The sequence below is a fragment of the Brevibacterium sp. HMSC24B04 genome, assembly GCF_001806835.1.
In the GTDB taxonomy this organism is placed as follows: domain Bacteria; phylum Actinomycetota; class Actinomycetes; order Actinomycetales; family Brevibacteriaceae; genus Brevibacterium; species Brevibacterium ravenspurgense.
Genome location: NZ_KV786091.1, coordinates 12,965 through 26,477, shown reverse-complemented (window position 1 = coordinate 26,477; position 13,513 = coordinate 12,965). Strand labels below are relative to the sequence as shown.

Annotated in this window: 13 protein-coding genes; 1 reads left to right on the top strand and 12 read right to left on the bottom strand. The window is 63.0% G+C overall.

Annotated features, from left to right (window positions below; translation table 11 throughout):
• Positions 1–10: 10 nt before the first annotated feature.
• The 10 genes from HMPREF3092_RS06285 to HMPREF3092_RS06240 form a co-directional block, all read right to left on the bottom strand.
• Positions 11–1,687 carry an amidohydrolase gene (locus tag HMPREF3092_RS06285; RefSeq protein WP_070424228.1) on the bottom strand — a complete coding sequence of 559 codons (1,677 nt, stop codon included), beginning with the start codon at positions 1,685–1,687 and terminating at the stop codon, positions 11–13.
• A 26-nt stretch (positions 1,688–1,713) separates the two neighbouring features.
• On the bottom strand, positions 1,714–2,487 hold the full coding sequence (locus HMPREF3092_RS06280; protein WP_070424252.1) for an amino acid ABC transporter ATP-binding protein: 774 nt from the start codon (positions 2,485–2,487) through the stop codon (positions 1,714–1,716).
• A 1-nt stretch (position 2,488) separates the two neighbouring features.
• On the bottom strand, positions 2,489–3,283 hold the full coding sequence (locus tag HMPREF3092_RS06275; protein WP_019175859.1) for an amino acid ABC transporter permease: 795 nt from the start codon (positions 3,281–3,283) through the stop codon (positions 2,489–2,491).
• Between the two features lie 89 nt (positions 3,284–3,372).
• Complete coding sequence (locus HMPREF3092_RS06270; RefSeq protein ID WP_070424227.1) at positions 3,373–4,188, bottom strand: ABC transporter substrate-binding protein; 816 nt, start codon at positions 4,186–4,188, stop codon at positions 3,373–3,375.
• A gap of 133 nt (positions 4,189–4,321) precedes the next feature.
• On the bottom strand, positions 4,322–5,110 hold the full coding sequence (locus HMPREF3092_RS06265; protein WP_070424226.1) for an ABC transporter substrate-binding protein: 789 nt from the start codon (positions 5,108–5,110) through the stop codon (positions 4,322–4,324).
• Positions 5,111–5,368: 258 nt separating this feature from the next.
• Positions 5,369–6,637: an MFS transporter gene (locus HMPREF3092_RS06260; protein WP_256174391.1), complete on the bottom strand. Its 1,269-nt coding sequence runs from the start codon at positions 6,635–6,637 to the stop codon at positions 5,369–5,371.
• A gap of 266 nt (positions 6,638–6,903) precedes the next feature.
• Positions 6,904–7,557 carry a LutC/YkgG family protein gene (locus HMPREF3092_RS06255; protein ID WP_070424224.1) on the bottom strand — a complete coding sequence of 218 codons (654 nt, stop codon included), beginning with the start codon at positions 7,555–7,557 and terminating at the stop codon, positions 6,904–6,906.
• Positions 7,554–9,062 carry a lactate utilization protein B gene (locus tag HMPREF3092_RS06250; RefSeq protein ID WP_070424223.1) on the bottom strand — a complete coding sequence of 503 codons (1,509 nt, stop codon included), beginning with the start codon at positions 9,060–9,062 and terminating at the stop codon, positions 7,554–7,556. The genes HMPREF3092_RS06255 and HMPREF3092_RS06250 overlap by 4 nt, the downstream gene beginning before the upstream one ends.
• Positions 9,059–9,877 (bottom strand): (Fe-S)-binding protein, encoded by an 819-nt coding sequence (locus tag HMPREF3092_RS06245; RefSeq protein ID WP_070424222.1) that lies wholly within the window; start codon positions 9,875–9,877, stop codon positions 9,059–9,061. The genes HMPREF3092_RS06250 and HMPREF3092_RS06245 overlap by 4 nt, the downstream gene beginning before the upstream one ends.
• A gap of 64 nt (positions 9,878–9,941) precedes the next feature.
• Positions 9,942–11,141: an MFS transporter gene (locus HMPREF3092_RS06240; RefSeq protein WP_070424221.1), complete on the bottom strand. Its 1,200-nt coding sequence runs from the start codon at positions 11,139–11,141 to the stop codon at positions 9,942–9,944.
• A gap of 18 nt (positions 11,142–11,159) precedes the next feature.
• Here HMPREF3092_RS06240 and HMPREF3092_RS06235 point away from each other — a divergent pair, with 18 nt between their 5' ends.
• Positions 11,160–11,801: a YitT family protein gene (locus tag HMPREF3092_RS06235; RefSeq protein ID WP_141737978.1), complete on the top strand. Its 642-nt coding sequence runs from the start codon at positions 11,160–11,162 to the stop codon at positions 11,799–11,801.
• Positions 11,802–11,832: 31 nt separating this feature from the next.
• Here the strand turns inward: HMPREF3092_RS06235 and HMPREF3092_RS06230 are convergent, their stop codons facing one another.
• Positions 11,833–12,861: an inorganic phosphate transporter gene (locus HMPREF3092_RS06230; RefSeq protein WP_083274288.1), complete on the bottom strand. Its 1,029-nt coding sequence runs from the start codon at positions 12,859–12,861 to the stop codon at positions 11,833–11,835.
• 2 nt (positions 12,862–12,863) lie between these two features.
• A complete protein-coding gene (locus HMPREF3092_RS06225) occupies positions 12,864–13,478 on the bottom strand; it encodes a hypothetical protein (RefSeq protein WP_061941657.1) in 615 nt (204 codons plus the stop codon).
• Positions 13,479–13,513: the final 35 nt, after the last annotated feature.

Genomic DNA, 13,513 nt, shown 5'->3' with positions numbered 1-13,513 from the left:
GTCGACGGGGTCAGTCGAGATTTCCGTGCGTGAAGCGGCCGCCGAGCATGGTGGCCGCAATGTTGATGTCTTTGATCGTGGTGGGGTCAACCGCAACCGGGTTTTCGTCGAGGAAGACGATGTCGGCCAGTTTGCCGCGGCTGATTGTGCCCTTGTCGGCGAGGTCGCCGGAGGCTTCCGCCGCGATCGAGGTGTAGGCGGCCAGCGCCTGCTGGGGCGTGATGCGCTCATCAGCCGAGCCCATGACATCGCCGGAGCGGGTGCGGCGGTCGACAAAGGCCTGGATGCCGCGCAGGGGAGTGCCGTCAGCACACGGGCGGTCGGACGAACCGGGAAGGAGCACCCCGCTGTCGAAGAAAGCCTTAGCCCGGTAGAGCAGGGGTCGGCGGGCCTCGCCCAGGGACGCGTTCTGGGCGTCGCCGATTGCGTCGGCAAACGCCGCCTGCGGTGTGACCACAATGCCGTAGTCGCGCAGGGTCTTCAGCTGGGAGTCGCTGACCATGGCAGCGTGTTCAATGCGGTTGGGAATCGTGTGTCCCGGCTGGCGCTGGGCGGGGAAGCCGTAGGTGTCCTGGGCTTCGCAGATGAACTCGATGGCCTTCGCGACGGCCTTGTCGCCGATCGCGTGCACCGCCAGCGACCACCCGGCCCGGTAGGTGTCGAGGATCCGGGCGCGCAGCACCTCGGGGGCGTCCTGGAAGTAGCCCGGCGTGTCTGAGCCTTCGTAGTTTTCGTACATGGCGGCGGTTTCGGAGCTCATAGCGCCGTCCATGAAGATCTTGATCGGGCCCAGGCGGAGCATGGGATCGCCGAAGCCGCTGACGACGCCCAGGTCAAGCCCCAGCCCGTTGTGATCGTCATCGTGAGCGTGCAGGGGGCGCAGAGCATCGGCCATCGGCATGAGCTGGCCGCGCGCGTGCAGGCGGCCGTTCTGCCGGGCTTCCTGGTAGGCGCCGAGCTCGGTGGGAGAGTGCCCGATCCAGCCGGCGGCAATGCCCGCATCGCCGAAGCTGGTCAGCCCCTGCTGGGCATACGACTCAGTGGCCGCGTCAATCGCGTCAACCAGAAGCGATCGCGAATAGGGGCGGATGAGGTCCTGCACGAGGGCCTGTGCCGTTTCTTCAATCAGTCCGGTGGGCTTGCCGTGCTCGTCGCGGACAACCTTGCCGCCCTCGGGAGTTTCGAAATCATCGCGGAAAACACCTGCGCGTTCGAGCGCTTCCGTGTTGGCGATGGCAGCGTGGCCGGACACCTGGCGGATGAACATGGGGCGGCCGTCCGCAATCCGGTCGAGTACCTGAATGTCCGGGTACTGACCGTCGTAGTCGTTCTGCGAAAAGCCGGTGGCGGTCACCCATTCGCCGGGAGCCTTTTCCTTTGCGGCGGCTTCGAGTGCCGCGTACACGGCGTCCATCGTGCCGAGCTTTTCAACGCTGACGTCCAACAGGGTCATGCCGTACCAGGCGGTGTGGCAGTGGACGTCGTTGAAGCCCGGAGCGAGGAAGCGTCCGTCGGCGTCGAGAACGCGATCGGCTGCGACGTCGTGGGCTTCGTCGCCCACCGCCACAATCCTGTCCCCGATGACGCCGATGGAGCCCAGCCGAGCGCGCGTGCCGTAAGGGTCGGCGTCGCCGGCGGGCTCCATCGTCAGAAGATTGGCATTGTCGATTCTCAGATCAAGGCGCATGCTTCGATACTACGTCGGACGGTTTCCTATTCCATGTGGTCAGGGTCGAGAACGCGCTTGAGGAAGCTCTGCGTGCGTTTGTGCTGCGGGTTGCCGATGACGTCCTCCGGCGGACCCATTTCGACGACGACTCCGCCGTCCATGAAGACGACCTTGTCGGCGACTTCGCGGGCGAAGTTCATTTCGTGGGTGACCACGACCATCGTCATACCCTGGCTTGCCAGGCGGCGCATGGCCTGGAGGACATCGCCGACGGTTTCGGGGTCGAGCGCCGAAGTCGGTTCGTCGAACAGCATGAGGTCGGGATTCATGCACAGCGCACGCGCGATTGCCACACGCTGCTGCTGACCGCCGGACAGCTGGTCCGGGTAGCGGTCGGCCAGGTGGTCCAGGCCGACGATCTTGAGGTTCTCCAGAGCGATCTTCTTCGCTTCTTCAGGTGCACGCTTGGCTACCCGAATCTGCGCGATCGTGCAGTTCTCCAGAACCGTCTTGTGGGAGAACAGGTTGAAGCTCTGGAACACCATTCCCACGTGCTGGCGCATGACGTTGAGGTCGGTGTCGGGGTCCGTGGCGGTGAAGCCGGCAACCTCGATGGTTCCGCTGTTGGACTGTTCAAGCACGTTGATGCAGCGCAGAAGGGTCGACTTGCCGGAACCGGACGGGCCGATGAGGCAGACGACTTCGCCGGGCAGGACCTCGACGTTGATGCCCTTGAGGACTTCGACGTCGCCGTAGGACTTGTGCAGATCGGTGATTTTGACAGCCGGTGTGACGGCTGCGGTCTGTTCAGCAGTCATGTCAGGCTCCATTCGCTTTCTGCTGGCGGGATTCGAACTTGCGGGCCAGCCAGCCCAGGGGCAGTGTGATGACGAGGTAGCAGGCACCTGCTACCACGAGCGGCGTCAGGCCGGCCTCCGGTGCGGCGATGGCGTTCTTGCCGAACAGCGCCAGTTCGAACTGACTGGGCAGCAGGCCCAGCAGGTAGATCAGCGACGAGTCCTTCGTCATGATGATGATTTCGTTGGTCAGCGGCGGCAGGATGATCTTGAACGCCTGCGGAATGACCACCGAGATCATGGCCCGAGAGTGGCTCATGCCCAGCGAACGCGCCGCCTCGTACTGTCCTTTCGGCACAGCCTGCAGACCAGCGCGCAGGGTTTCGGCGATGTAGGCAGAGCCGACGATTCCCAGCGCCAGCATGACCGTGAGGTAGTTGTCGAGGTTGACCTTGAATGCGGTCGGGATGCCGAAGCCGAAGGCCAGGAACACAAGAAGTGCGGGGACACCGCGGAAGAATTCGATGTACGCGGTTGCGACCCAGCGGTACGGGCCCACCGAGGACAGCTTCATGAGCGCCAGCAGGATGCCCAGCGCCATGGAGAACACAAAGCCCAGGGCCGTGTAGATGATTGTGTTCTTCAGCGCGGTGGTGATCACGTCCGGGAACTGCTGGGCCATGATCCGGAAGTTGAAGAACTTGTCGACGATATTCGGCCAGTCAATCGTGACGGCCAGAATGATGACAACGATGAAGAAAATCGCGTACTGGATCGTCAGGGATGTGCGCCGGCGCTGCTTCATGCTCAGAGCCACGGTGCCTCCTGGTCAGGGATGGAAGAGGGGAATCTGCTCGGTAAAGGGTGCCGCTCACCCGTGGTGAGCGGCACCCCTCGGTTGGAATGTCAGCCTTCGGAGCCTTCGGCCACGCTGAGGCTTTCGGCGACTTCATCGCCGAACCACTGCTGGACGAGTTCGTCGTATTCGCCGTTCTCCAGCATTTCCTTCAGCATGGCGTTGAACTCTTCGGTCAGCTTGGTGTTGTCCTTCTTAGCGGCTGCACCAAGCTGTTCCCCGGTGTCGTAGGTTTCGACGAGTTCGAGCTTGTCGTCAGCCTTGGTTGCTGCCGAGATGACCGAGATGTTGCCGACTGCGGCATCGACCTTGCCGGCCATGAGGGCCTGGGTCATCATGCCGCCGGTTTCGTACTGCACGGGCGAAATGCCCTTGTCCTTGGCGTAGGTTTCGCCGGTGGTCGCAGCCTGCACGCCGACCTTCTTGTCCTTGACGTCGTCGAGGCTCTTGAAGCCGTCCGACTTCGCCGCGGCCAAACCGAGGTTGTCGTTGAGGTACGGGTCGGTGAACTCCATCTTGGTCTTGCGGTCGTCGGTGATTGAAATACCGGAGATGGCGATGTCGCACTTGCCGGTGTCGAGCGAAGTTCCCGACTGGATTCCTTCGAACGGAGTCGTGAGCACTTCGGTTTCGAGTTCCAGACGCTCTGCCAGCTTGTCTGCCAGGTCGATGTCGAAGCCGACGGTCTTGCCGTCCTTGACGAACTCAAAAGGTTCGTAGGGAATGTCAGAGCAGACAGTAAGCTTGCCGCTCTGCACCAGGTCGAGATCTCCGGCTTCTGCGGTGCTGTCACCGCCACCGCCGCAGCCGGCAAGGACAAAGGATGCTGCCGCCGCGAAGGCGGTGATCGAGAGTGCTTTCTTCACGATGTCTCCTTAGTAGCGCGGCAGGCCCATTCGTGCCGCTCCATGGGAACAGACCATACAGTGTCGCGGGTCACATTGGGGAATTCTTCGGCAGATATTTCTCCGCAGTGCGAAATCGTTACCTGCCGCGCGGTCAGGAATCCTTGGCCACGCTGAGGCTGTCTGCGACTTCTTCGCCGAACCACTGCTTGATGAGCTCTGTGTATTCGCCGCTGTCGGTCATTTCCTTCAGCATTGCGTTGAACTCTTCGGTGAGCTCCGTGTTGTCTTTCTTGACTGCCGCGCCCAGCTGTTCTCCGTTGGCGTAGGTTTCGACGAGTTCGAGTTTGTCGTCAGCCTTGGTTGCCGCTGAGATGACCGAGATGTTGCCGATTGCGGCGTCGATTTTGCCGGCCATCAGGGCCTGCGTGAGCATTCCGCCGTTTTCGTACTGCACTGGGTTGATGCCCTCGTCCTGCGCGTAGGTTTCGCCCGAGGTTGCTGCCTGCACGCCGACCTTCTTGTCCTTGACGTCCTTCAGGCTCGAAAAGCCGTCCGACTTGGCGGCGGCCAGCCCGAGGTTGTCGTTGAGGTAAGGGTCGGTGAAATCCATTTTCGTCTTGCGTTCATCGGTGATGGAGATACCGGAGATGGCGATGTCGCACTTGCCGGTGTCGAGCGAAGTTCCCGACTGGATTCCCTCGAAGGGGGTGCTCAGAACTTCGGTTTCCACGTCGAGGCGTTCGGCGAGCTTGTCGGCCAGGTCGATGTCGAAGCCGACGGTCTTGCCGTCTTTGACGAACTCAAAGGGTTCGTAGGGGACGGTTGCGCAGACGGTGAGTTTGCCGCTTTGGACCAGGCCGCTGTCGTCGGCGTCGCCTCCTCCGCATGCGGTCAAGGTCAGTGCGGTCACGGCGGTCAGTGCGGTGAGGACCTTCTTCACGGCTGCTCCTAGGGGTGCGGGGGCAGGAATCTGCCCGTGGTGGTGCGGGTGGGTGGCCCGGGCCGCCACTAATGAATATGCATTGAGAAGAATAATAACTCATTGCGGGTGAGGTGCTGGTCACGCCCCGTGTGGGGCTCGAATTCTCTGCGACACCTGGGTCGAGGTGCCAGGACAGCAAAAAGTCGGACCCCGGCAGTGCGGGGCCCGGCTTTTCGCGCTGTCAGCTGTGGCTGACCGGATGTATGAAAATTCCGCTCAGTGGCGGTATCCCTCGATCTGCAGGCTGACCTTCGGGGCGAAGATCGAGCCGAGTGCGGTGATGGCTGCCAGCGTCATGAGCATAAGAGGTGCCGGCCACCATGCGCCGTCGACCATGCCGAGGAACAGTGTTGCGAGCATCGGCATGAAGCCTGCCACGATCGCGGCGAGGTTCGAGCAGAGCGAAACACCCGAGGTGCGGTATTCCGGTTTGAACAGGGCCGTGATGACCGAGCCGTTGACCGCGTAGGACAGCGACACGCTCGTGATGCCCGCGGCAACACCGCAGATGACGAGTACGGAGATCTTGGTTTCGATCAGCCAGAACATGGGGAAGGCGAAGGCCATGGTGAGCAGGCCGCCGATGAGCGAGGCGCGTGCCGAGCCGATCTTCTCGCCCACGCGGCCGTAGAGGATCATGACGACGATCTGCAGGACAGCGCCGATCATGGTTGCTGCGAGCATGAGGTTGGCCGGAAGCCCCAGGAAGTTCTTGCCGTAGGACACTGCGAACGTCGTCACGACGAAGAAGCCCGCCACACCCAGCAGAGTGGTCATGAAGCCCACGATGATGCCCAGTGGTGCTTCCTTCAGCAGCTTGAAGAACGGAACCGATTCCTTTTCGCCTTCGGCAATGAGCTTCTGGAACTCAGGGGTTTCATCCAGGTGCCGGCGGATGAAGAGAGCTACGAGCAGCAGCGGGATGGCGGCGATGAACGGAATGCGCCAGCCCCAGGCGTCAAAGCTTTCAGGTGGCAGGAGCACGCCGATGATGAAGAATGCGCCGGAGGACAGGATTGTGCCGATGGGCGAACCGACCTGCGGCATGACCGCGTAGCGTGCGCGTTTCTCCGGTGGAGCGGATTCAACTGCCGCCGTGACGGCTGAGCCCCACTCACCGCCGACGGCGAGTCCCTGAACAATGCGCAGAACGATCAGCAGGGTCGGTGCCCACACGCCGATCGTGGCGAATGTGGGCAGGACGCCGATGAGCCCGGTGGCCACGCCGATGCCGGTGACGGTGATGATGAGGACGAGTTTGCGGCCGGCCTTGTCAGCAAGGTGGCCGAAGATGACGCCGCCGATGGGGCGGGCGATGAAGCCGACCGCCATCGTGCCGAAGGAGGCCAGCAGAGCGGTGACTTTGTCGTCGGAGGCGAAGAAGTGGATGTTGAAGACAATGGCTGCGGCCGTGGAGAACAGGAAGAAGTCGTACCACTCCATCGCGGTGCCGACGAGGGCTGCGGTGGCGGCCTTGCGTGCCATCCTTTCCTGTTCTTGCGGTGTCATTGAGGAAATTGCGGCGGTTCGCATACTGCCGCCTGACGGCTGAGTGGTGCTCACAGAGCCTCCCGGTGTGCAGCGCCGAGTGTGGCGCGGACTACAGATTGGCTCCTCAGCCTAAGCTCTCAGACTGCTCACGCCAAGTTCACCCGCCGCTCACAGGAAGGCTGTGCGCGGCGAGTGACCACAACGCGATCAGGGCTGCAGAACCCAGTGGTTCTGCAGCCCTGATCGGCGGAAACGCTGTATCAGTCGGTGATGATCACATCGAGAGTGCGCGGTCCGTGCACACCCGCGACGCGCTGGAATTCAATGTCGACACTCGCGGACGGACCCGAAACCCACGTCTGCGGGGAGGTGGTCAGTCCTCGCTCTTCGAGCACGGCAACGCCCTCGGGGACGATTGTGCAGATGTCTTTCTTCTTGAGCACGATGATGTGGTGATCGGGCACCAGCGTGATTGCGCGGCGGCCGGTGTGCTCACCAGCCAGGCAGATGGTGCCGGTGTCGGCGATTGCGACCGTCGCACCCGTGACTACCGCATCGACCGAGTCGAGCTCGTCAATCGACAGCGGCTCGTCCCGCGAGTCCTGATAAACCTTTGCAACGGTCTTCTCAGCCCAACCCGAGTCGAGATCGTGCGGAACGACGATGCTGCCAGCATCCCCCAGCAGTTCGGCGACCTTATCGGGCACCTGCTCTGCCGGCACCTCGTAGACGCCCGCGTCGTAGTCGATCAGCCGGTCGGTGAGGAGCTCAATGCGCTCAGCCTCGCCAGTCTCTGCCGTCACCCGGTAGTCGCGCGGAATGTCCGAGCTGCTGACGAGTTCGGTGTTGCCCTCCGTGACGGGCCTGCCCAGCGCTGAGGCCAGGCGGTCAAGGATTGCGTGCTTGGCGTTCATGCGTTGTCTCCTCGCTCTTTTTTCCACCATTCGCGGAACGACTGCTTGGGTGGAGTGGGAATGGTGCGCGAGTGCGTCCACTTGCCGGCAACACCGGGCAGCGTCTTCACTCCGGCCTTGGGCGAGAAGAGGTTCGCCAGCGGCAGGGCCTTCTGCGCTTTGCCGAAGCGGTCGCCGTCACTCATCAGCCAGCTGGCGGCGCTGAGAGCGGCATCGAGCTGGTTGGTGGGCACCTTGACGGGCTTCTTCTTTTCCTTTGCCTCGACGTCCTGATTGCGCAGGCGCACCAGGTGCTCGGGGATGTTGATCTTCACCGGGCAGGCGTCGTAGCAGGCGCCGCACAGGCTCGATGCGTAGGGCAGCGAGCCGTTGGCAGCCTCCTCGACTCCCGTCAGCAGTGGGGTGAGGATTGAGCCGATCGGGCCGGGGTAAACCGAACCGTATGCGTGACCGCCGGTGCGTTCATACACGGGACAGACGTTCATGCAGGCCGAACAGCGGATGCAGTGCAGGGTTTCGCGGCTGGCTTCGTCAGACAGCACGCGGGACCGCCCGTTGTCCAGCAGGATCACGTGAACATTCTGCGGGCCGTCGCCGTCAGCCCTGCCGGTCCACAGCGACGAGTACGGGTTCATGCGCTCGCCGGTCGAAGAGCGGGGGAGCAGCTGCATGAACACGCTGAAATCGTCGAAGGTCGGCAGGAGCTTTTCAATTCCCATAACCGTGATGAGGGTTTCCGGCAGGGTCAGGCACATGCGGCCGTTGCCTTCGGATTCGACAACCGAAAGCGTGCCGGTTTCCGCAATGCCGAAGTTTGCTCCGGAGACGGCCACCTTGGTTTCGAGGAACTTGCGGCGCAGGTGCTTCCGCGCGGCTTCCGCGAGGTCTTCCGGGTTGTTCGACAGGTCGTCTGGAACATCCGGCATGCCGCGCTTGAAGATCTCGCGGATTTCATTGCGGTTGCGGTGGATGGCCGGGACGAGGATGTGGCTGGGTCGGTCGTCACCCAACTGGACGATGAGTTCGGCCAGGTCAGTTTCGAGAGCGTCAATGTCGTGCTCGGCCAGATATTCGTTGAGGCCGATTTCCTGCGTGGCCATCGACTTCACCTTGATGACCTCGCGACGGCCGTCTTCGAGTACGGGAGCGTTTTCGACAACGAGATCTTCGACGATCTTGTTGGCTTCGTCAGCATCGCGCGCCCAGTGAACCGTGCCGCCGGCAGCGGTGAAAGCTTCCTCGAACTGCTGCAGCAGCTCCGGCAGGTTCTTCATGACGTGGGCCTTTGTGGCAGAGCCGGCGGTGCGCAGTGCTTCCCAGTCCGGCATTTCGCTGACCCGCAGGTTCCGCTTGTGGCGGATGGTTCCGGTGGCGTTGGTCAGTGACGCGCGCAGCTGTGCGTTCGTCAGTTCGTGTTCCGCCACCTGCGGAAACGGAGTGGCCTCCGTGAGGAAGCCCTTGCCCGGCGGTGGAACGGATGGGATGCCGAGGAATGTCTGAGTCATCGCAGGGAACCTCCTGTGACCATGCTGCGGTCTAGCACGAGCGGATTGTCCTTTGTCGAGGCGAGAATGCGGGCCATGTGCACGGTCGCGGGAGGTTCGCCCATGGCCGGCATGAGCTCCTCCTGCCGCTGCAGGCCGCCCCCGATGTGCATGAGGCAACTGGCATCGCCGCCGGAGCACACCGAAGCGCCGGTCGAGACGAGAGCTTCGACCTTGTCCTGCAGCATCGCGGTGGACACCTGCGGGTTCTTCACCGAGAACGTGCCGCCGAACCCACAGCAGGAGTCCTGGTTCTGCGGTGCGACGACGGTCGCACCCTCAATGGTTGACAGCAGACGCTCCTGACGGTCGCCCAAGCGCAGCAGGCGCATACCGTGGCACGACGGGTGGTAGCCAATGGTGTGCGGAAAATACGAACCGAGATCCTCAGCCGAATTCTTCACCCCGGCAACATCCGTGAGGAACTGGGCGAGCTCGAGGGTGCGCCCGGCGATGTCGTCGGCACGGGACTTGAGGGATTCGTCGTTCTGCGATTCGGCGATCATCCCGTGCTGGTGGCCCAGCGAAGCGACACAAGACCCCGACGGGGCGACCGCCCAGTCCCATTCTTCTGATTCGAATGCTTCGACGTGGTTCTTCACGACCGGGTAGGCCTGGGCGAAAGCACCGGAGTTGATGTGCATCTGCCCGCAGCAGGCCTGCTTGCGGGGAAAGATCACGGTGTGGCCCAAACGCTCCAGGATCGCGACGGTTGCTTTCGCCGTCTCCGGGTACATCGCGTCCACAATGCACGTGGCGAACAGGGCAATCCGCATGGCTGCTCCTCTCGTATTCGGCAGTGCGCGGCATGGCACTGCTCACAGTTTCAGCCTAGCGGAATTACAGCGACAGGACTTGGCGTGAAGCGCGTGATCTGCGATGCAGGGCAATGGCGGTCAGCAGAAGCGCCAGGCCGACCGCGTTGAGGCCGATGCCGACAACAGCGGGGGCCCGCAGGCCGTACCCGGCGGCCAGAACAATCCCGCCAAGCCATGCCCCCGCCGCGTTGGCGGTGTTGAACGCGGCGTGGTTCATGGCCGCCGACAGGTTCGGGGCATCGTGTGAGTCGCGCAGCAGCCGCATCTGCAGGGCGGTGACGAAAACAGACCCGGAGATCCCCAGTGTGAACACGCACAGGAAAAGCATCACGGGAAGGTGAGCCGTGAACGCGAAGACAACCAGGGAAGACCCCATGAGAGAGGCCCCGGTGACGGCACCTCGTTCGATAGAGGCATCAGCCAAAGGCCCCGCAACCATCTGGCCGACCGTCATGCCTGCCCCGTATGTCACAAGGATCCACGGCACGGCCGAACCGGGAAGGTGGGCCAGGTCTGTGACGACGGGTGCGATGTAGGTGTAGACGGCGAACATGCCGCCGAATCCGACTGCTCCGGCCAGCAGGGTGAGGATGACCTGCGGGTTCGCCAGGGAGCGCACCTCACCCCGGACCGACGGCGGGACCGTCGGCTGCACCGCGGGGACGATGACGAGGATCGCCACGACGGTGACTGCGCCAATCGTGGCAATCAGCAGATAGGCGAGCCGCCAGTCGAGGTGAGAGCCGACGGCAGTTGCCGCGGGAACGCCGAGGATTGCGGCAACTGTGAGCCCCAAACCGACAGCGGCCATGGCCCGGGCACGTCTTCCCTCCTGGACGATTCCGGCGGCAGCGACCGCGGCAAGGCCGAAGTACGCCCCGTGCGGCAGGCCGGTGAAGAAGCGGGCGGCCAGCAGGATCGGCATTGTGGGAGCTGCCGCGACTGCGACATTGCCGAGCGTGAAGATGGCGGCCAGGACCACCAGCAGCATTTTGCGGTTGAGCTTCGCCCCGAGCGCTGTGATGACCGGGGCGCCGATGACAACACCGAGCGCGTAGAGGGTGACAGCGGAACCGGCGTGGGTGATCGACGTCGAAAACGCTTCCGCAATGTTCGGAAGCAAGCCCATGGTTGCGAATTCGGTTGTCCCAATGCCGAAGGTGCCGACCGCCAGAGCGGTGATGGCCGCGATGATTCTTCCGCGCGAGTGCTGCTGGGGCATGCTGGTTATTATTGCTCAGTGCCGAATTCTGTTGAGAACCCAGTGTCACCGCCGGCTTTTCCCGCCCCGGTGCGCCACCGCTGGTACGAAAACATCCTGGGATTCATCACCGGCAGCTACCTGACGTCGATCGGTCTGGCCATTCTGCACTCAGCGCAGGCGGTCACCGGCGGGACGGCTGGTCTGGCGCTGCTCGTCAGCTATGTTGTCGACCTGCCGATCGGTGTGCTTTTCCCGCTGGTCAATCTGCCGTTCTTCGCACTGGCCATCTGGAAGAAGGGGTGGGGATTCACCCTGCGGACCCTTCTGGCAGTGTCGGTTGTGGGTGTGCTGGCGGACTTCAACGAAGCGATGCTCGGCCTTCACGACCTCCCGATTCTCTACGGGGTGCCCACCGGCAGTGTGATTGCGGGTGTCGGCATTCTCATTCTGTTCCGCCACGGAGCATCTTTGGGCGGATTCAATATTCTGGCGCTCATCCTGCAGGAGCGGGCGGGTCTCAACGCCGGTTCGGTCCTCATGGCGCTCGATGCCGTCATCGTGTTGGCGTCGTTCTTCGTCAGCCCGTGGCAGACGGTGCTGGTCTCCGTCATCGGCGTTGTTGTGCTCAACATAGTGCTCGCCGTCAACCACAAGCCCGGCCGCTACACCGGATACTGAGACGGCGGCAGGCTCGCAGGCTGCTGACCGCTCAGGCGGCGATTGCGCGGAACACGACGGCTGATGCCGCCGCCAGCAGAGCGCTGGCGGGCATGCCCATAAGCCAGACTGATATCACGAACACCAGGGTGCGCAGACGATTCCGACTGCGCCAGGCGAACCTGCTGTGCGGTGAGGCCAGCCCCGCGCCGATATTGGTGCCGACCACCAGGAAGCTCATGGAGATCGGCACGCGGAGTACGAAAGACGCCAGGTAGGACAGCACGGCAGCGACCATGGTCGAGGTGCCGGTCCCGACCGGGTCGAGGGTCGACAGGCGCCGTGAGACGGTGTCTGCAACACGCCACCCGGACAGGAGCGTGCCGCCGGCAATCGCCAGGGCGCTCAGCACGATGATGATCCACAGCACGTAGCCCGGCAGCTGGTTCATGCTGGTGTCGCCGCGCGAAGAGAGCCACGCGGCAATGAAGACGGCGCCGATTTTCTGCGCGTCCTGCGAACCGTGGGCGACAGACAGGGCGGCTGTTCCCACGGCTGTACCCTGACGGAACACTCGGAAGACGGGCTTCGGTGAACGGTTGAGCAGAAACGGCATCAGCAGGGTGAGCGCAAGCCACGCAATGAAAAGCGCGGCAATCGGACTGATGGCCAGACGGAACAGCGAATCCACGACCAGGTCCGTGTTGAGCGGCTGCGCACCGTAGATGAAACCGGCTCCCAGCAGACCGCCGAAAAGGCAGTGCGTGGCTGAAATCGGGACCGCAAGAAAATACGTCGAGGTGTTGATAACCAGAGCCGCGAACAGTCCCGGAATCAGGATGAGCAGAAGATCGTGCCCCAGGGTGTCCACGGTGAGCAGGTGACCCGTCAGCGCCAGAAGGAGCCCCTGCCCCAGCAGCGCGCCGATGAAGTTGAATACCGCACACATGAGGAGAGCCTGGCGGGGGCGCAGCGTGCGCGTGGCCACCGCATTGCCCACCTGCATACCGGCGTCGTGGAAGCCGTTGGAAACACCGAAAGCCAAGCACAGAAGGCCGGCGGCCAGAAGCAGGGGGTCCACGGTCAGGATTCCGTCAGAGCAATCTCTGCCACGATGCGGCCGACCTCCTGGAAAGCATTGCAGGTGTCCCGGAACGTCAGACTCAGCTGGATAGCGGCGCTGAGGTACACGGATCCTTTGCGCGAAGCCGGCACGGTGTCCGACAGCTGCTGGCGCAGAGCCAGCGCGCGCTTGGACAGGGTGTGCACCGACGCCGTGTACTCCCACTGGTCGAATTTGGCCGGCAGCCGCTGCGTCATGCGCTTGGTGTTGTCCGCGTAGTTCGACAGCAGTGCAAGCATTTCCAGTGCGCCCGCTGGGAGCTCTTCAAAAGCAGATGATGTCAGGGCGAAGCCCACCGAGCGCAGTTCGTAGCAGCAATCGCGCATAGCGGCGGCCAGCCGGTACAGCAGCGCGCGGTCGATCGGCGTGAGATAGGACTCGCGCAGAGCGCGCGTCAGCGCATCGAAGTGATCGTCGGCTTTGCCCGCGATGATTTCGAGCTGTGCTTGTGCTTCGCGACGATGTGGGGCGTCAATGCCGGAAAGTTCAGCCAGGACGAGGTTGGCTTCCTGCATGGCGGAAGACAGTTGGGCGAGCAGATCAAAGAAAACTGCGCTCGCGGCCTTTCGGGGCATGTCCTGTCCTCGTCTATTCAACACGTAGGGGGTGG